Raw genomic sequence first — 18,882 nt, 5'->3', positions numbered from 1 at the left:
CACCGCCCGTGAGCCACCCCGACACGTCGGGGTGGCTCACACAGGCTCCGAACGGTCAGTTCTCCTTTGCCTGTTCGCGGACCCGTTCGGCAACCTGGGCCGGCATCGGCTCGTGCCGTGTGTAGCGGCGACCGAAGCGGGCGGTGCCGTGGGAGAGGGAGCGCAGATCGACGGCGTACCGGTCGATCTCGATCTCCGGGACCTCGGCCCGTACGAGGGTGCGTCCGCCTCCCGCCTGCTCGGTGCCGACGACCCGGCCGCGCCGCCCGGACAGATCGCTCATGACGGAGCCGACGTACTCGTCGCCGACCAGGACCGACACTTCGTCCACCGGTTCCAGGAGATGAATCCTCGCCTCGACCGCCGCCTCGCGCAGCGCCAGGGCGCCCGCCGTCTGGAACGCGGCGTCCGAGGAGTCCACCGAGTGCGCCTTGCCATCCTTGAGGGTGATCCGGACGTCGATCAGCGGGTAGCCGGCGGCGACACCCTTGGCCGCCTGGGAGCGCACACCCTTCTCGACGGACGGGATGAACTGCCTCGGCACGGCCCCGCCGACGACCTTGTCCACGAACTCGATGCCCGAGCCGCCGGGCAGCGGTTCCACCTCGATCTCGCAGATCGCGTACTGCCCGTGTCCGCCGGACTGCTTCACATGCCGGCCGCGCCCGGCCGACCGGTCGGCGAACGTCTCCCGTAGGGAGACCTTGTGTGGTACGACGTCGACCTGGACGCCGTACCGGCTGCGCAGCCGTTCGAGCGCGACGTCGGCGTGCGCCTCGCCCAGGCACCAGAGCACCACCTGGTGGGTGTCCTGGTTCTGTTCCAGCCGCATGGTCGGGTCCTCGGCGACCAGCCGGGCGAGGCCCTGGGAGAGCTTGTCCTCGTCCGCCTTGCTGTGCGCCTGGATGGCGAGCGGCAGCAGCGGATCGGGCATCTCCCACGGCTCCATGAGCAGCGGGTCGTCCTTGGCCGAAAGGGTGTCCCCGGTCTCGGCGCGGTTCAGCTTGGCCACGCACGCCAGGTCGCCCGCGATGCAGTGGCTGAGCACCCGCTGCTGCTTCCCGAACGGCGCGGACAGGGCGCCGATCCGCTCGTCGACGTCGTGATCCTCGTGCCCCCGGTCGGCGAGCCCGTGCCCGGAGACGTGCACCGTCTCGTCGGGGCGCAGGGTGCCGGAGAACACCCGCACGAGCGAGATACGGCCCACGTAGGGGTCGCTGGCCGTCTTCACGACCTCGGCGACCAGCGGCCCGTCCGGGTCACAGGCCGCCTTGATCTCGCGGGGCTTGCCGTCCGGTGTGGTCACCGTGGGCGCCTCACGTTCCAGGGGGGTGGGGAAGCCGCCGATGACGAGTTCGAGCAGCTCGACCGTGCCGATGCCCTGCCGGGCGCCGTCGGCCGCGGGGGCGGCGGCCAGCACGGGGTGGAAGACCCCGCGCGCGACGGCCCGCTCCAGGTCGCCGATGAGGGTCTCGACGTCGATCTCCTCGCCGCCGAGGTAGCGGTCCATGAGGGTCTCGTCCTCGCTCTCGGCGATGATCCCCTCGATGAGCCGGTTGCGGGCCTCCTCGATCTCCGGCAGCTGGTCCTCGCCGGGCTCGGACTCCTTGCGCTCGCCGGACGAGTAGTCGAACAGCTTCTGCGACAGCAGCCCGATCAGACCCGTCACGGGCGCGTGCCCGTCCGGTCCCTGCGGGCCGCGCAGCGGAAGGTAGAGCGGGAGTACGGCGTCGGGGTCGTCCCCGCCGAACGTCTCCGCGCAGACCCGGGTCATCTCCTCGAAGTCGGCCCGCGCGGACTCCAGATGCGTGATGACGATCGCCCTGGGCATGCCGACCGCCGCGCACTCCTCCCACACCATGCGGGTCGAGCCGTCGACGCCGTCGGACGCCGAGACGACGAAAAGGGCCGCGTCCGCCGCTCGCAGACCGGCCCTGAGTTCCCCGACGAAGTCGGCGTATCCGGGAGTGTCCAGAAGATTGATCTTGTATCCGCCCCATTCGACGGGTACGAGGGAGAGCTGCACCGAGCGTTGCTGCCGGTGTTCGATCTCGTCGTAGTCGGAGACGGTGCCGCCGTCCTCCACACGGCCCGCCCTGTTCACCGCTCCCGCGGTCAGCGCGAGAGCCTCCACCAGAGTCGTCTTGCCCGAACCGGAGTGGCCGACCAGCACCACATTCCGTACGGACGCGGGGTGGTCGGCCGCCGTAGCCCTGCCGGCGGCCCCGGGGTGTGCGTTCGCCTTGTCGCCCATGATCCTGCCTCCCGTGCACGGTGAGGTCACTGTGGGCGCGGACATGCGGATCCGCGTGCGGTGGCGGCTCCGATGACGCCCGCGGTCCTTCGAGCTTTCCACTCCCGTCACGGTGCGTCCATACGAAGGACGTGATCCCTCCTCCCGGGCCGGGTAGAGCCAGGTGACGCTCCGCGGTGACCCCAGCGTGACACCGGTGCCTTCCGGACATGACGTGGGTGGGCTGGTGCCCGACGGTCGCACAAGCGCGCGCGTGGCTACGATGGGCCCGCCGGTGGTCAGCAGGGGCCGCGCGGCGACACCGACCCTCGGGAAGGCCATGCTGAACAAGTACGCGCGTGCATTCTTCACGCGTGTCCTCACACCGTTCGCCGCGTTTCTGATCCGCAGGGGCGTCAGCCCCGACACGGTCACGCTCCTCGGCACCGCCGGAGTGATCGCGGGTGCGCTGGTCTTCTACCCCCGGGGCGAGTTCTTCTGGGGCACGGTCGTCATCACGCTGTTCGTGTTCTCGGACCTCGTCGACGGCAACATGGCCCGGCAGATGGGCCGCTCCAGCCGCTGGGGCGCCTTCCTCGACTCCACGCTCGACCGCGTCGCCGACGGCGCGATCTTCGGCGGCTTCGCCCTCTGGTACGCGGGCAAGGGCGACGACATCGCCCTGTGCGCCGTCTCGATCTTCTGTCTGGCGAGCGGCCAGGTGGTGTCCTACACCAAGGCCCGCGGCGAGTCGATCGGACTGCCGGTGGCGGTCAACGGCCTGGTGGAGCGCGCCGAGCGGCTGGTCATCTCGCTGGTCGCGGCCGGCCTCTCGGGCCTGCACGCGTTCGGCGTGCCCGGCATCGACGTCCTGCTGCCCATCGCCCTGTGGATCGTCGCCGTCGGCAGCCTCGTCACGCTGATCCAGCGGGTCGTCACCGTGCGCCGCGAGTCCGCGGAGGCGGAGGCGGAGGCAGAGGCGGGGGCGGGGGCGGAGGCCGCCGCAATGGCCGCCCAGGAGCCGACGGACGCCCCGCGGAACAGCGAGGCCACCTCGTGAGCCGTCTCCAGGAGCGCCTGACCGACGGGCTCTACGCCCTCGGCTGGAGCACCGTCAAGAAGCTCCCGGAGCCCGTCGCCGTACGCCTCGGCCACACGATCGCCGACACCGCCTGGAAGCGGCGCGGCACCCTCGTACGCCGCCTGGAGGCCAACTACGCGCGCGTGGTGCCCGGCGCGAGCCCGGAGCGCCTGCGTGAGCTGTCCCGCGCGGGCATGCGCTCCTACCTGCGGTACTGGATGGAGTCCTTCCGCCTGCCCGCCTGGAGCGAGGAGCGGGTAAGGACCGGCTTCGCCCCCGAGGACGTGCACCACCTCACCGACGGCCTGGCCTCCAGCCGCGGCGTCGTACTGGCGCTGCCGCACCTCGCCAACTGGGACCTCGCCGGCGCCTGGGTCACCACCGAGCTGAAGACCCCGTTCACGACGGTCGCCGAACGCCTCAAGCCCGAGACGCTCTACGACCGTTTCGTCGCCTACCGCGAGGGCCTCGGCATGGAGGTCCTGCCGCACAGCGGCGGCACGGCGTTCGGCACGCTCGCCCGCAGGCTGCGCGACGGCGGCCTGGTCTGCCTGGTCGCCGACCGCGACCTGTCCGCCTCCGGTGTCGAGGTCGACTTCTTCGGCGAGAAGACCCGTATGCCGGCCGGCCCCGCCCTCCTCGCCCAGCAGACCGGCGCCCTGCTGCTGACGGCGACGCTCTGGTACGACGAATCGCCCGTCATGCGGGGACGCTTGCATCCCCCGATCGAGGTACCCGAGGCAGGTACCCGCGAGGAAAAGACGTCTGTCATGACACAGGCGCTGGCAGACGCCTTCGCCACCGGCATCGCCGAACACCCGGAGGACTGGCACATGCTCCAGCGCTTGTGGCTCGCGGACCTCGACCCCGCAAAGGGTCCCGGGACGGGGTCCCGGCAGGATCCCGCGTCCGAGCAGGATGACGGCACGGGTTCGGCGACGGACTCTGCGGGGCGCGCGTGAAGATCGGGATCGTCTGCCCGTACTCCTGGGACGTGCCCGGGGGAGTCCAGTTCCACATCCGCGACCTGGCCGACCACCTCATCCGCCTCGGCCACGAGGTGTCCGTCCTCGCCCCCGCCGACGACGACACACCGCTGCCGCCGTACGTCGTCTCCGCGGGCCGCGCGGTCCCCGTGCCGTACAACGGCTCGGTGGCCCGGCTGAACTTCGGCTTCCTCTCGGCCGCGCGGGTACGGCGCTGGCTGCACGAGGGCACGTTCGACGTGATCCACATCCATGAGCCGGCCTCTCCGTCGCTCGGCCTGCTGGCGTGCTGGGCGGCGCAGGGCCCGATCGTCGCCACGTTCCACACCTCCAACCCGCGCTCCCGGGCGATGATCGCTGCGTATCCGATCCTCCAGCCCGCGCTGGAGAAGATCAGCGCGCGCATCGCCGTGAGCGAGTACGCCCGCCGCACCCTCGTCGAACACCTGGGCGGTGACGCGGTCGTCATCCCGAACGGCGTCGACGTGGACTTCTTCGCCCGGGCCAAACCCAACCCCGACTGGCAGGGCGACACGCTCGGCTTCATCGGCCGTATCGACGAGCCCCGCAAGGGCCTGCCGGTGCTGATGAAGGCGCTGCCGAAGATCCTCGCCGAACGCCCTCAGACCCGTCTGCTGGTCGCCGGGCGCGGCGACGAGGAGGAGGCCGTCGAGACACTGCCCAAGGAAATGCGCTCCCGTGTGCAGTTCCTCGGCATGGTCAGCGACGAGGACAAGGCACGCTTCCTGCGCAGCGTCGATGTCTACGTCGCCCCCAACACCGGTGGCGAGAGCTTCGGCATCATCCTCGTCGAGGCCATGTCGGCGGGCGCCCCGGTCCTCGCCTCCGACCTCGACGCATTCACCCAGGTCCTCGACCAGGGCGCCGCCGGGGAACTCTTCGCCAACGAGGACGCCGACGCCCTCGCCGCAGCCGCCCTACGCCTCCTCGGCGACCCCGCCCGCCGCACCGAACTCCGCGAACGCGGCAGCGCCCACGTCCGCCGCTTCGACTGGTCGACGGTCGGCGCCGACATCCTCGGCGTCTACGAAACGGTCACCGAGGGCGCCGCCTCGGTGGCCGCGGACGAGCGCGTCGGGTTGCGGGCACGGCTGGGCCTGGCTCGGGACTGACCGGCGTGGGGCCGGAGGGCGGGTGGGGCACGGGTAGCCTTGCGGCCCGTGACTTCGACACTCATCTGGATCGCGGTTGTCCTCTTCGCGATCGGCCTCTACCTGAGCTGGACCGCCGGACGCCTCGACCGACTGCACGCGCGCATCGACGCCGCCCGTGCCGCGCTCGACGCGCAGCTGCTGCGCCGCGCCTCGGTCGCCCAGGAACTGGCCACTGCTGGGGTGCTCGACCCCGCCGCCTCGATCGTGCTCTACGAGGCGGCGCACGCGGCCCGGCAGGCCGAGGAGGAGCAGCGTGAGGTCGCCGAGAGCGAGCTGAGCCAGGCGCTGCGGGCCGTGTTCGGCGAGGCGCAGCAGGTGGAGGTGGTGCGGGAAGCGCCGGGTGGCGAGGACGCGGCGAACGAGCTGGCCCAGGCCGTGCGCCGCGTTCCCATGGCACGCCGCTTCCACAACGACGCCGTACGCGCCGCCCGTGCCCTCCGCCGCCACCGCAAGGTCCGCTGGTTCCGCCTCGCCGGCCACGCCCCCTTCCCGCTGGCCTTCGAAATGGACGACGAGCCCCCAACAGCACTGGCGGACCGAGCGGGTTCTTGACGGGCGCGGTGGATTGGCCCGCAGGGCCATCAAGGGGCGAGGGGAACTGCGCGACCAGCCACAACGGACCCGCACTCGCCCACACACCCCCACCCCTACGGCGAGCAGGCGTGAGCGGCCGACAGGGCAGCAGCCCCTCGCGGGGCGAAAACGATCCACCGCCTCCCCATTGGCCCTTGCCGTGGCCTGCTCCCCTCCCGTTTCCTCGGTGTTTGCAGAAACCCTCTTCCCCGAGCGAGGTCAAACCCGTGTCCAGCACGCTCTCCAACTCCACCGCCCAGACCCCCGAGACCGGCACCGCCCGCGTGAAGCGCGGCATGGCCGAGCAGCTCAAGGGTGGTGTGATCATGGACGTCGTCACCCCGGAGCAGGCGAAGATCGCCGAGGACGCCGGCGCGGTCGCGGTCATGGCCCTGGAGCGGGTCCCGGCCGACATCCGCAAGGACGGCGGCGTGGCCCGTATGTCCGACCCGGACATGATCGAGGGCATCATCAACGCCGTCTCCATCCCGGTGATGGCCAAGTCCCGCATCGGCCACTTCGTCGAGGCCCAGGTCCTGCAGTCCCTCGGCGTCGACTACATCGACGAGTCCGAGGTCCTCACCCCGGCCGACGAGGTCAACCACTCCGACAAGTGGGCCTTCACCACCCCCTTCGTCTGCGGCGCCACCAACCTCGGCGAGGCCCTGCGCCGCATAGCCGAGGGCGCCGCCATGATCCGCTCCAAGGGCGAGGCCGGCACCGGCAACGTCGTCGAGGCCGTCCGCCACCTCCGCCAGATCAAGAACGAGATCGCCCGCTTGCGCGGCTTCGACAACAACGAGCTGTACGCCGCCGCCAAGGAGCTGCGCGCCCCGTACGAGCTCGTCAAGGAGGTCTCGGAGCTGGGCAAGCTGCCGGTCGTCCTCTTCTCCGCCGGCGGTGTCGCCACCCCGGCCGACGCCGCGCTGATGCGCCAGCTCGGCGCCGAGGGCGTCTTCGTCGGCTCCGGCATCTTCAAGTCCGGCGACCCGGCCAAGCGCGCCGCCGCCATCGTGAAGGCCACCACCTTCTACGACGACCCGAAGATCATCGCGGACGCCTCCCGCAACCTGGGCGAAGCCATGGTCGGCATCAACTGCGACACCCTCCCCGAGGCCGAGCGCTACGCGAACCGGGGCTGGTAACCACCCATGAGCGACACCCCCGTCATAGGCGTCCTGGCCCTCCAGGGCGACGTACGGGAGCACCTCATCGCCCTGGCCGCGGCGGACGCCGTGGCCAGGCCGGTGCGGCGCCCCGAGGAACTCGCCGAGGTGGACGCCCTCGTCATCCCCGGCGGCGAGTCCACCACCATCTCCAAGCTCGCCGTGCTCTTCGGCGTCATGGACCCACTACGCGCGCGCGTGCGTGACGGCATGCCCGTATACGGCACCTGCGCGGGCATGATCATGCTCGCCGACAAGATCCTCGACCCGCGCTCGGGCCAGGAGACCATCGGCGGCATCGACATGATCGTGCGCCGCAACGCCTTCGGACGGCAGAACGAGTCCTTCGAGGCGGCGGTCGACATCAAGGGCATAGACGGCGATCCTGTGGAGGGCGTGTTCATCCGCGCCCCCTGGGTGGAGTCCGTGGGCGCCGAGACCGAGGTGCTCGCCGAGCACGACGGTCACATCGTCGCCGTACGCCAGGGCAACGCCCTCGCCACGTCGTTCCACCCGGAACTGACCGGCGACCACCGGCTGCACGCGCTGTTCGTCGACATGGTGCGCGCGAGCCGGGCGACGGAGTCCTTGTAGGATCTCTGGCGTTCGTTGCAGAGATGGGTTACGCGAAGGAGACAGGCAGATGTCCGGCCACTCTAAATGGGCCACGACGAAGCACAAGAAGGCCGTGATCGACGCCAAGCGCGGCAAGCTCTTCGCGAAGCTGATCAAGAACATCGAGGTCGCGGCGCGGATGGGCGGCGTCGACCTCGAGGGCAATCCGACGCTGTACGACGCCGTGCAGAAGGCGAAGAAGCAGTCGGTGCCGAACAAGAACATCGACTCCGCGATCAAGCGCGGTGGCGGTCTCGAGGCCGGTGGCGCCGACTACGAGACGATCATGTACGAGGGCTACGGGCCGAACGGTGTCGCGGTGCTCATCGAGTGCCTCACCGACAACCGCAACCGCGCCGCCTCCGACGTCCGCGTCGCCATGACCCGCAACGGCGGCTCGATGGCCGACCCGGGCTCCGTCTCGTACCTCTTCAACCGCAAGGGCGTCGTGATCGTCCCCAAGGGCGAGCTGACCGAGGACGACGTCCTGGAGGTCGTGCTCGACGCGGGCGCCGAGGAGGTCAACGACCTGGGTGAGTCCTTCGAGGTGCTCAGCGAGGCCACCGACCTGGTCGCGGTCCGCAGCTCCCTCCAGGAGGCCGGCATCGACTACGACTCCGCCGAGGCCAACTTCGTCCCGACCATGCAGGTCGAGCTGGACGAGGAGGGCGCCAAGAAGATCTTCAAGCTGATCGACGCCCTCGAGGACAGCGACGACGTCCAGAACGTCTTCGCCAACTTCGACGTCAGCGACGACGTGATGGCCAAGGTCGACGCGTAGCGCTCCGCGGGCACAGTGGTTTCGGCGGGCCGGTGGGACACGCGTCCCACCGGCCCGCCGCTGTTGTCAGTGGCTGCGGATAGCCTGGCGGCAGTCAGTGATCACCGTCCACGGACCGCAACCATCAATTGAGGAACCCCGACGGTGCTCAGCCAGGTCGGCGAGAGCGGCGGCGGTTTGGCCGCAAAAAGGGGAGAGGCGCGTGCGCGTACTGGGGGTGGACCCGGGGCTGACGCGGTGCGGTGTCGGTGTGGTCGAGGGGGTCGCGGGCCGACCGCTCACCATGCTCGGCGTCGGAGTCGTCCGTACGCCCACGGACGCCGAGTTGGGCCACCGCCTCGTCGCCGTCGAGCAGGGCATCGAGCAGTGGCTCGACGCATACCGCCCCGAATACGTCGCTGTGGAGCGGGTGTTCAGCCAGCACAACGTCCGGACGGTCATGGGCACCGCCCAGGCCAGCGCCGTCGCCATGCTGTGCGCCGCCCGCCGCGGCATCCCGGTCGCCCTGCACACCCCCAGCGAGGTCAAGGCCGCCGTCACCGGCAGCGGTCGCGCCGACAAGGCCCAGGTCGGCGCCATGGTCACCCGGCTGCTGCGGCTCGACGCACCCCCGAAGCCGGCAGACGCGGCCGACGCCCTCGCGCTCGCCATCTGCCACATCTGGCGCGCCCCCGCCCAGAACCGCCTCCAACAGGCCGTCGCCCTGCACACAGCCAAAGCAACGAAAGGCCGTACGGCATGATCGCCTTCGTCAGCGGCACGGTCGCCGCACTCGCTCCCGACGCCGCCGTCGTCGAGGTGGGCGGGGTCGGCATGGCCGTCCAGTGCACGCCGAACACGCTGTCCACCCTCCGGATCGGCCAGCCCGCCAAACTCGCCACCTCCCTCGTCGTACGGGAGGACTCGCTCACCCTGTACGGCTTCGTGGACGACGACGAACGCCAGGTCTTCGAACTGCTTCAGACCGCCAGCGGCGTGGGCCCCCGGCTGGCCCAGGCGATGCTTGCCGTACACACACCGGACGCGCTGCGCCGCGCGGTCGCCACCGGAGACGAGAAAGCCCTGATCGCCGTCCCCGGCATCGGCAAGAAGGGCGCCCAGAAGCTGCTCCTGGAACTGAAGGACCGGCTGGGCGAACCCATTGGCGCGCCCGCCGTGGGTACGGCGATCACCAGCGGCTGGCGCGACCAGCTCCACGCTGCCCTGATCGGCCTCGGCTACGCGACCCGAGAGGCCGACGAGGCCGTGTCCGCCGTAGCCCCGCAGGCCGAGGCCGCCGAAGGCACGCCCCAGGTGGGTCAGTTGCTGAAGGCCGCCCTCCAGACCCTCAACAGAGCCCGCTGACCCACCTGTTGAAGCACGCCGTACGAACCCACCCACACCGACCGAGACCCGCGAGGCACAGCAGTGCTGTGTCCATCCGGGGGACAACCCCCGGACCCCCGGCCGAGTCAGGCGAACCCGGCACCCCGCCCACAAGGAGAGTTTCAGTGAACTGGGACGACACGACCGACGACACCGCCCCCGAGCGGCTGGTGGGTTCTGTCGCCGACCGTGAGGACCAGGCCGTCGAGGCGGCCCTGCGCCCCAAGGACCTGGACGAGTTCATCGGTCAGGAGAAGGTCCGCGAGCAACTCGACCTGGTTCTGCGGGCGGCACGCGCGCGTGGGGCGACAGCCGACCACGTCCTGCTCTCGGGCGCCCCGGGCCTCGGCAAGACAACCCTGTCGATGATCATCGCGGCCGAGATGGACGCCCCGATCCGCATCACCTCCGGCCCGGCCATCCAGCACGCCGGGGACCTGGCCGCGATCCTCTCCTCCCTCCAGGAGGGAGAGGTCCTCTTCCTCGACGAGATCCACCGCATGTCCCGGCCCGCCGAGGAGATGCTCTACATGGCCATGGAGGATTTCCGGGTCGACGTCATCGTCGGCAAGGGCCCGGGCGCCACCGCCATCCCGCTCGAACTGCCGCCGTTCACGCTGGTCGGCGCCACCACCCGGGCGGGTCTGCTGCCGCCCCCGCTGCGCGACCGCTTCGGCTTCACCGCGCACATGGAGTTCTACGAGCCCGCCGAACTGGAGCGCGTCATCCACCGCTCGGCGAACCTGCTCGACGTCGAGATCAACCCGGACGGCGCCGCCGAGATCGCCGGTCGCTCCCGGGGCACCCCCCGCATCGCCAACCGCCTCCTGCGCCGCGTACGGGACTACGCGCAGGTCAAGGCCGACGGGATCATCACGCGCGACATCGCCTCGGCCGCCCTCGCCGTCTACGAGGTCGACGCCCGCGGGCTCGACCGCCTCGACCGCGGTGTCCTCGAAGCCCTGCTCAAGCTCTTCGGCGGCGGCCCGGTCGGTCTCTCCACACTCGCCGTCGCCGTGGGGGAGGAGCGCGAGACCGTCGAAGAGGTCGCCGAGCCCTTCCTCGTCCGCGAGGGACTGCTCGCCCGCACCCCCCGTGGCCGTGTGGCGACCCCCGCCGCCTGGGCGCACCTCGGCCTCACCCCGCCACGCGGCACGACCGGCGGAAACGGACAACAGGACCTGTTCGGGGCGTGACCCTCTCGTGACGGTGCGGGACTCGCCTGGTGAGGAACCACGGTGACATGCTGTGCGTTGTTCCATCATGGTGGACTCGCTTAGACTCCGCCGATGCCGCCCTTGTCGGCGGCGTATAAAACCCCACCACCCATCAGGCCGCTCGCCATCGCGGTCGTGTGAAGGAAGTTCCGACCCGTGAGTCTCGCAGCCCTCCTCCCGTTCATCGTGCTCATCGGGGCGATGATCCTCATGACCCGATCGGCCAAGAAGAAGCAGCAGCAGGCCGCCGACATGCGGAACCAGATGCAACCCGGTTCCGGCGTCCGCACGATCGGGGGCATGTACGCCACGGTCAAGGAGGTCAACGACGACACGGTCCTTCTCGACGCCGGACCGGGCGTCGAGCTGCTGTTCGCGAAGAACGCCATCGGTGCCGTCCTGACCGACGACGAGTACAACCGCATCGTCCACGGCATCGAGCACGACCTGAAGTCCGACGTCGTCCCGGACGACGCCTCCTCCCTCACCGAGACCGACGAGCCCTCCGACGACGCTTCCGCCGCTTCCGACGACAAGCCCCTCGACCTCGGCAAGAAGGACGCGGCGGACGACGCGACCGACGAGCCGGCCAAGGTGAAGGCCGACGAAGCAGAGCCGAAGAAGACCGACGGCGAGTCCGACGCGAAGTAGTCACGTCCCCGGATGCGCGGCGAGAACCGTCCGCGCCCCGGGCACGTGCCGTTTTCGCCCGGATTCCCGACCACGTCATGGCCGCCTGCGCGCTGACCCCGCGCGCGGCGGCCCGAGAGGGAGTACGAGAAGGTGGCAGCACCGAAGAAGGGCCGGAGCGCGGGCGCCCAGAGCAAGCCTGGGCGCGCGCTGGCCCTCATCCTGATCGCCATCGTGGCGCTCACCGGGGGAATGTTTGCCTCCGGACACACCACTCCGCGTCTCGGCATCGACCTCGCCGGTGGTACGAGCATCACGCTCGAGGCGAGGAGCGGCCAGGAGTCGGCGATCAACAAGGCCAACATGGACACCGCGGTCGAGATCATGAACCGCCGTGTCAACGGTCTTGGTGTCTCCGAAGCCGAGGTTCAGACCCAGGGCCGGGAAAACATCATCGTCAACATTCCCAAGGGCACGAACTCCGAGGAGGCCCGGGACCAGGTCGGCACCACCGCGAAGCTGTACTTCCGTCCGGTCCTGCAGAGCCAGGCCGGATCCGGTGCGACGGCCACTCCGAGTGCCACCCCGAGCGGCAGCGCCTCGCCGAGCCCGACGAGCTCCGCCTCGGCCTCCGACTCCGGCGACAAGGACAAGGCGACCTCGTCCGGCTCCCCCAGCCCCTCGACCTCCGCCACCTCCCAGGGCCGTGCGGTGACCGACGCGCTCAAGGCCGACCCCACGCCTTCCACGAGCGGCTCCGAGTCGCCCAAGGTCACCGACAGCGCCTCACCGTCGGCGAGCGCCAGTGCGGACGCCGACACTCAGGCGCTCCAGCAGAAGTTCGTCGCCCTCGACTGCGCCGACGAGAAGCAGCGCGCCGCCGCCGGCAAGGGCAAGAGCACCGAGCCGGTCGTCGCCTGTGGTCAGGAGAGCGACAAGAGGTGGACCAAGTTCGTGCTCGGCCCGGTTGGGGTCGACGGCACCGACGTGACGAAGGCCCAGGCCATCCTCGACCAGCGGACGGCCCAGTGGAAGGTCGTCATGGACTTCAACTCCGGCGGTGGCGACAAGTTCGCGAAGATCACCGGTCAGCTGGCGGGCCAGTCGTCCCCGATGAACGAGTTCGCGATCGTCCTCGACGACGCGGTCGTCTCGCACCCGTACGTCACCAGCGCGGTGACCGGCGGCAAGGCCGAGATCTCCGGCAGCTTCACCCAGGAAGAGGCCGAGAACCTCTCCAACATGCTGTCGTACGGCGCGCTCCCGCTGACCTTCAGGGAGGCGAGCGTCACCACCGTCAGCCCCGCGCTCGGCGATGAGCAGCTGGAGGCCGGTCTGATCGCCGGTGCGATCGGTCTGGCCCTGGTCGTGATCTACCTGCTCGCCTACTACCGCGGTCTGTCGCTCATCGCCATCGCCTCGCTGCTGGTCTCCGCGGCCCTGACCTACCTGATCATGTCGCTGCTCGGCCCGGCTATCGGCTTCGCCCTGAACCTGCCGGCCGTCTGCGGTGCGATCGTCGCGATCGGCATCACGGCGGACTCGTTCATCGTGTACTTCGAACGCGTGCGGGACGAGATCCGTGAGGGCCGCACCCTGCGCCCCGCGGTCGAGCGTGCCTGGCCGCGTGCCCGGCGCACCATCCTGGTCTCCGACTTCGTGTCGTTCCTCGCCGCCGCTGTGCTGTTCATCGTCACCGTGGGCAAGGTGCAGGGCTTCGCGTTCACGCTGGGCCTCACCACCCTGCTTGACGTGGTGGTCGTCTTCCTCTTCACGAAGCCACTGCTGACGCTCCTCGCCCGCACGAAGTTCTTCGGAAGCGGCCACAGCTGGTCCGGCCTCGACCCGAAGCGTCTGGGTGCCCGGCCCCCGCTGCGCCGCACCCGCCGTCCCGCCGCCCCTGCCGACCCGAAGGAGGCCTGAGATGTCGAAGCTCGGCGACCTCGGAGCCCGACTCCACCGCGGCGAGGTCGGTTACGACTTCGTCGGCAACCGCAAGATCTGGTACGGCGTCTCCATCCTGATCACCATCATCGCCATCGTCGGCCTCGCGGTCCGCGGCCTGAACATGGGCATCGAATTCCAGGGCGGTGCCGTCTTCACGACGCCGAAGACGAGCGTCTCGGTCTCCCAGGCGGAGGAGTACGCCAGGGAGGCATCCGGCCACCAGGCGGTCGTCCAGAAGCTCGGCAACGACACCTTGCGCATCCAGATCTCCGGCGTCGACACCGGCAAGTCCGACGAGATCAAGCAGTCGCTCGCCGAAGAGCTCAAGATGGACCCGGAGCGGATCAACGCCGACCTGGTCGGCCCCAGCTGGGGTGATCAGATCGCCAATAAGGCCTGGCAGGGCCTTGGGATCTTCATGGTCCTCGTGGTGATCTATCTGGCGATCGCCTTCGAGTGGCGCATGGCGGTCGCCGCGTTCGTCGCCCTCGTCCACGACATCACCATCACGGTCGGTATCTACGCCCTCGTCGGTTTCGAGGTGACGCCGGGTACCGTGATCGGTCTGCTCACGATCCTCGGTTACTCGCTCTACGACACGGTCGTCGTCTTCGACAGCCTCAAGGAGCAGACGAAGGACATCACCAAGCAGAACCGCTGGACGTACAGCGACATCGCCAACCGCTCGATCAACAGCACCCTGGTGCGTTCCATCAACACCACGGTGGTCGCGCTGCTCCCGGTCGCCGGTCTGCTGTTCATCGGTGGCGGTGTCCTCGGCGCGGGCATGCTCAACGACATCTCGCTGTCGCTGTTCGTCGGCCTCGCGGCCGGTGCGTACTCCTCGATCTTCATCGCCACGCCGCTCGTCGCCGACCTCAAGGAGCGCGAGCCGCAGCTGAAGGCACTCAAGAAGCGCGTACTGGCCAAGCGTGCCCAGACCGAGCACGTAGAGCTGGCCGCCGACGGGCCTTTGGACGACGAGGCCGAGGACGCCACCCCCGCGGTGGTCGGCCCGCGTGCCCAGTCCGGGGCACGCAGCCGTGGCCGGGGTGGTAAGCGGCGATGACGGAGCTCGCGGAAATCACGACGCTGCTGCTCAGCCGCATCCGTGACGTCGCGGACTACCCGGAACCGGGCGTGATGTTCAAGGACATCACCCCGTTGCTGGCCGACCCGGTGGCGTTCACCGCGCTGACGGACGCGCTGGCGGAGGTGACCGTCCGGCACGGCGCCACGAAGATCGTCGGCCTGGAGGCCCGCGGGTTCATCCTGGGCGCCCCGGTCGCCGTCCGGGCCGGCGTCGGCTTCATCCCCGTACGCAAGGCGGGCAAGCTCCCCGGAGCCACGCTCAGCCAGGCGTACGACCTGGAGTACGGCTCCGCCGAGATCGAGGTGCACGCCGAGGACCTGGTCGCGGGCGACCGCGTCATGGTCATCGACGACGTCCTCGCGACTGGCGGCACGGCCGAGGCGTCGCTGCAGCTCATCCGGCGGGCGGGAGCCGAGGTCGCCGGTGTGGCGGTCCTCATGGAGCTGGGCTTCCTCGCGGGCCGGGCGCGACTGGAGCCCGCGTTGGCCGGCGCTCCGCTGGAGTCGCTGATCCTGGTCTGAGCTGATCCTGGTCTGAACAGTCTTCAGGGCACGTATCGGTGCCTCTGCGGTGCACATTCCGTGGAGGCACCGTTCTTTTTTCGTTGACATGCGCGGAACACTCGGCTTGGATGATCAAGCGCCGTTTCGACCAACTGACCACTGGTCCGGGCGCGGGGGAGATCCGCGAACTCGACGTACACCTCCATGAGGTGTCCTTTCGCGATGCCCCAAGGACTGTGGTGAACGATTCCAAGGGGGAATTCGACATGCGTCTGAGAGCGCTTCCGGTTGTCACGGCCATCGCCGCCGCAACCTTCCTCGGTGTGGCCGCGAGCCCCGCACAGGCGGGCACGGGTCTGCTCCTCGGGGTGCACCCCACCGGCTCCGACGACTGGGGCAACTTCAACCAGGACCCGGTGGACCACCCTGGCAACAACCAGGACGTGCCCGGGGACGCCATCCGGGCCTGTGACGTCACGGGGGACACGTGGGCAGTCACGGCCTGGCTGGACGTCAACCGCAACGGAACCTGGGACCGCACCGTCACGACCAGCGGTCACGTCTCGGACTACTGCAGCCCCTGGAAGACCGGTAACCTCGCGGAGAACACCAAGGTGACCCTCAAGGTCTGCCACACGAAGGCCGGTCACCGGCCGAAGAACTGCGAGGAGGGCGACAGCGTCGCCTGACCAGGGCGGTTCCTGAAGTGACACCCCTGGAGGCGGGCCCGGAGGAATCCGGCGCCCGCCTCTGGCGTTTCATGGGTAGACGGCCTTCACATTGGCCTGAAGGCGATCCCGGGGCGATGGATCGCTACCATGGGGTCTCCGGAGCCTGACCGGGGGACCCGGATCGCGCACGAGGAGCCCTCTTGGCAGACGAGGCCCAGCACCTGACCGCCGCCAAGCCCGAATCCGCCTCGGGCCCCGCGGCCAAGCCCGCGCAAGCCGCGCCGAAGGCGATGAACCCCGCGTCCGCCGCCGCGACCGCGAACTCCGCGAAGGGCTCGGTGGAGCACGCCCAGTCCGCGCCCGCTGACAGGGCCGCCGAGCAGCCTCGCCCCAAGCCCGCCCCTCCCGAGCGCCCCGCCCCCGCTGCTCCGGCGCCGACGCCTCCGGCACGCCCCGCGGCCACGGGCCAGCCCGCCCGCTCCGGCTCCTCCAACCGCGTCCGCGCCCGCCTCGCCCGGCTCGGCGTGCAGCGCTCCAACCCGTACAACCCGGTCCTGGAGCCGCTGCTGCGGATCGTGCGCAGCAACGACGCGAAGATCGAGACGTCGACGCTCCGCCAGATCGAGAAGGCCTACCAGGTCGCCGAGCGCTGGCACCGGGGCCAGAAGCGCAAGAGCGGCGACCCCTACATCACCCACCCCCTCGCGGTGACCACCATCCTCGCCGAGCTGGGCATGGATCCGGCCACCTTGATGGCGGGCCTGCTGCACGACACGGTCGAGGACACCGAGTACGGCCTCGACCAGCTCCGCCGTGACTTCGGTGACTCCGTCGCCCTCCTCGTCGACGGCGTCACCAAGCTGGACAAGGTCAAGTTCGGCGAGGCCGCCCAGGCCGAGACCGTACGCAAGATGGTCGTCGCCATGGCCAAGGACCCCCGTGTCCTGGTCATCAAGCTCGCCGACCGCCTGCACAACATGCGCACCATGCGCTACCTCAAGCGTGAGAAGCAGGAGAAGAAGGCGCGCGAGACCCTGGAGATCTACGCGCCCCTCGCCCATCGCCTGGGCATGAACACGATCAAGTGGGAGTTGGAGGACCTCGCCTTCGCGATTCTCTACCCCAAGATGTACGACGAGATCGTCCGGCTGGTGGCCGAGAGGGCACCGAAGCGTGACGAGTATCTGGCCATAGTGACCGACGAGGTCCAGCAGGACCTGCGCGCCGCCCGCATCAAGGCGACCGTCACCGGCCGCCCGAAGCACTACTACAGCGTCTACCAGAAGATGATCGTCCGCGGCCGTGACTTCGCGGAGATCTACGACCTGGTCGGCATCCGCGTCCTGGTGGACACCGTCCGTGACTGCTACGCGGCCCTGGGCACCGTCCACGCCCGCTGGAACCCGGTTCCGGGGCGGTTCAAGGACTACATCGCGATGCCCAAGTTCAACATGTACCAGTCGCTGCACACGACGGTCATCGGACCCAACGGCAAGCCGGTCGAACTCCAGATCCGTACGTTCGACATGCACCGCCGCGCCGAGTACGGCATCGCCGCGCACTGGAAGTACAAGCAGGAGGCCGTCGCCGGCGCCTCCAAGGTCCGCACCGACGCTCCCCGGAGCACCGGCAAGGACGACCACCTCAACGACATGGCCTGGCTGCGGCAGCTGCTGGACTGGCAGAAGGAGACCGAGGACCCCGGCGAGTTCCTGGAGTCCCTGCGCTTCGACCTGTCCCGCAACGAGGTCTTCGTCTTCACGCCCAAGGGCGATGTGATAGCGCTGCCGGCCAGCGCGACCCCCGTCGACTTCGCGTACGCGGTCCACACCGAGGTCGGCCACCGCACCATAGGCGCGAGGGTCAATGGCCGCCTGGTGCCCCTCGAATCCACCCTGGACAACGGCGACCTGGTGGAGGTCTTCACCTCCAAGGCCGCCGGCGCGGGCCCCTCCCGCGACTGGCTCGGCTTCGTGAAGTCCCCCCGGGCCCGCAACAAGATCCGTGCCTGGTTCTCCAAGGAGCGGCGAGACGAGGCCATCGAGCAGGGCAAGGACGCCATCGTCCGTGCGATGCGCAAGCAGAACCTGCCGATCCAGCGCATCCTCACCGGCGACTCCCTGGTCACCCTCGCCCACGAGATGCGCTACCCGGACATCTCCGCGCTGTACGCGGCCATAGGCGAAGGCCATGTCTCCGCGCAGAGCGTGGTGCAGAAACTCGTCCAGGCCCTCGGCGGCGAGGAGGCCGCCACCGAGGAGATCGACGAGTCCGTACCGCCCACCCGCAGCCGGAGCCGCAAGCGGCGCGGCAGCAACGACCCCGGTGTCGTGGTCAAGGGCGTCGAGGATGTGTGGGTCAAGCTGGCCCGCTGTTGTACGCCCGTCCCCGGCGACCCGATCATCGGCTTCGTCACCCGCGGCAGTGGCGTATCGGTTCACCGCAACGACTGCGTCAACGTCGAGTCGCTGTCCCGCGAGCCCGAGCGCATCCTCGACGTCGAGTGGGCCCCCACCCAGTCCTCGGTCTTCCTCGTCGCCATACAGGTCGAGGCCCTGGACCGCTCCCGCCTGCTCTCGGACGTCACCCGCGTCCTGTCCGACCAGCACGTCAACATCCTGTCGGCCGCCGTCCAGACCTCCCGCGACCGCGTCGCGACCTCCCGCTTCACCTTCGAGATGGGCGACCCGAAACACCTGGGCCACGTCCTGAAGGCCGTACGGGGCGTGGAGGGCGTGTACGACGTGTACCGCGTGACGTCGGCGCGCAGGCCGTAGCAGGGGCCGACGGAGAACCGGCAGAAGGCCGGCTGAACGAGTGAGGGGCTCCCGTACGAACCGTACGGG

The 18,882-nt window shown here is 69.8% G+C and carries 17 protein-coding genes; 16 read left to right on the top strand and 1 reads right to left on the bottom strand.

Going from position 1 to position 18,882, the window contains the following annotated elements; all coding sequences use genetic code 11:
- Positions 1-55 precede the first annotated feature (55 nt).
- A complete protein-coding gene (locus tag CES90_RS14615) occupies positions 56-2,254 on the bottom strand; it encodes an elongation factor G-like protein EF-G2 (RefSeq protein ID WP_189785216.1) in 2,199 nt (732 codons plus the stop codon).
- Positions 2,255-2,516: 262 nt separating this feature from the next.
- Between CES90_RS14615 and pgsA the strand changes: the two genes are divergently transcribed.
- The 16 genes from pgsA (at position 2,517) to CES90_RS14535 (ending at position 18,813) form a co-directional block, all read left to right on the top strand.
- On the top strand, positions 2,517-3,293 hold the full coding sequence (gene pgsA, locus CES90_RS14610) for a phosphatidylinositol phosphate synthase (RefSeq protein WP_189785229.1): 777 nt from the start codon (positions 2,517-2,519) through the stop codon (positions 3,291-3,293).
- Positions 3,290-4,276, top strand: a complete 987-nt coding sequence (locus CES90_RS14605; protein WP_189785215.1) for a phosphatidylinositol mannoside acyltransferase — start codon at positions 3,290-3,292, stop codon at positions 4,274-4,276. The genes pgsA and CES90_RS14605 overlap by 4 nt, the downstream gene beginning before the upstream one ends.
- On the top strand, positions 4,273-5,433 hold the full coding sequence (locus CES90_RS14600; protein ID WP_189785214.1) for a glycosyltransferase family 4 protein: 1,161 nt from the start codon (positions 4,273-4,275) through the stop codon (positions 5,431-5,433). Before CES90_RS14605 ends, CES90_RS14600 begins: the two co-directional genes overlap by 4 nt.
- A gap of 48 nt (positions 5,434-5,481) precedes the next feature.
- Positions 5,482-6,027 (top strand): LemA family protein, encoded by a 546-nt coding sequence (locus CES90_RS14595; RefSeq protein WP_189785213.1) that lies wholly within the window; start codon positions 5,482-5,484, stop codon positions 6,025-6,027.
- A 248-nt stretch (positions 6,028-6,275) separates the two neighbouring features.
- The gene (gene pdxS, locus CES90_RS14590; protein ID WP_189785212.1) at positions 6,276-7,193 is read left to right on the top strand and encodes a pyridoxal 5'-phosphate synthase lyase subunit PdxS; all 918 of its coding nucleotides are present in this window, start codon (positions 6,276-6,278) and stop codon (positions 7,191-7,193) included.
- A gap of 6 nt (positions 7,194-7,199) precedes the next feature.
- Positions 7,200-7,808 carry a pyridoxal 5'-phosphate synthase glutaminase subunit PdxT gene (gene pdxT / locus CES90_RS14585; RefSeq protein ID WP_189785211.1) on the top strand — a complete coding sequence of 203 codons (609 nt, stop codon included), beginning with the start codon at positions 7,200-7,202 and terminating at the stop codon, positions 7,806-7,808.
- Positions 7,809-7,857: 49 nt separating this feature from the next.
- A complete protein-coding gene (locus CES90_RS14580; RefSeq protein ID WP_189785210.1) occupies positions 7,858-8,610 on the top strand; it encodes a YebC/PmpR family DNA-binding transcriptional regulator in 753 nt (250 codons plus the stop codon).
- A gap of 202 nt (positions 8,611-8,812) precedes the next feature.
- Positions 8,813-9,352 carry a crossover junction endodeoxyribonuclease RuvC gene (gene ruvC, locus CES90_RS14575; protein ID WP_189785209.1) on the top strand — a complete coding sequence of 180 codons (540 nt, stop codon included), beginning with the start codon at positions 8,813-8,815 and terminating at the stop codon, positions 9,350-9,352.
- Complete coding sequence (gene ruvA / locus CES90_RS14570; RefSeq protein ID WP_189785208.1) at positions 9,349-9,954, top strand: Holliday junction branch migration protein RuvA; 606 nt, start codon at positions 9,349-9,351, stop codon at positions 9,952-9,954. Before ruvC ends, ruvA begins: the two co-directional genes overlap by 4 nt.
- Positions 9,955-10,100: 146 nt before the next feature.
- Entirely contained in the window at positions 10,101-11,171 is a 1,071-nt protein-coding gene (ruvB, locus tag CES90_RS14565) for a Holliday junction branch migration DNA helicase RuvB (RefSeq protein WP_189785207.1), read from the top strand.
- A gap of 177 nt (positions 11,172-11,348) precedes the next feature.
- Complete coding sequence (gene yajC / locus CES90_RS14560) at positions 11,349-11,843, top strand: preprotein translocase subunit YajC (RefSeq protein ID WP_189785206.1); 495 nt, start codon at positions 11,349-11,351, stop codon at positions 11,841-11,843.
- Positions 11,844-11,975: 132 nt separating this feature from the next.
- On the top strand, positions 11,976-13,745 hold the full coding sequence (gene secD, locus CES90_RS14555) for a protein translocase subunit SecD (RefSeq protein ID WP_189785205.1): 1,770 nt from the start codon (positions 11,976-11,978) through the stop codon (positions 13,743-13,745).
- A gap of 1 nt (position 13,746) precedes the next feature.
- The gene (secF, locus tag CES90_RS14550; protein WP_189785204.1) at positions 13,747-14,838 is read left to right on the top strand and encodes a protein translocase subunit SecF; all 1,092 of its coding nucleotides are present in this window, start codon (positions 13,747-13,749) and stop codon (positions 14,836-14,838) included.
- The gene (locus CES90_RS14545; RefSeq protein WP_189785203.1) at positions 14,835-15,383 is read left to right on the top strand and encodes an adenine phosphoribosyltransferase; all 549 of its coding nucleotides are present in this window, start codon (positions 14,835-14,837) and stop codon (positions 15,381-15,383) included. Before secF ends, CES90_RS14545 begins: the two co-directional genes overlap by 4 nt.
- 248 nt (positions 15,384-15,631) lie before the next feature.
- Complete coding sequence (locus CES90_RS14540; RefSeq protein ID WP_189785202.1) at positions 15,632-16,054, top strand: hypothetical protein; 423 nt, start codon at positions 15,632-15,634, stop codon at positions 16,052-16,054.
- A 182-nt stretch (positions 16,055-16,236) separates the two neighbouring features.
- Positions 16,237-18,813: a RelA/SpoT family protein gene (locus tag CES90_RS14535; protein WP_189785201.1), complete on the top strand. Its 2,577-nt coding sequence runs from the start codon at positions 16,237-16,239 to the stop codon at positions 18,811-18,813.
- The last annotated feature ends 69 nt before the right edge of the window (positions 18,814-18,882 follow it).

Origin of the sequence: Streptomyces capitiformicae (assembly GCF_002214185.1) — a bacterium.
In the GTDB taxonomy this organism is placed as follows: Bacteria; Actinomycetota; Actinomycetes; order Streptomycetales; family Streptomycetaceae; genus Streptomyces; species Streptomyces capitiformicae.
This window is presented reverse-complemented; position numbering and strand designations above follow the sequence as displayed.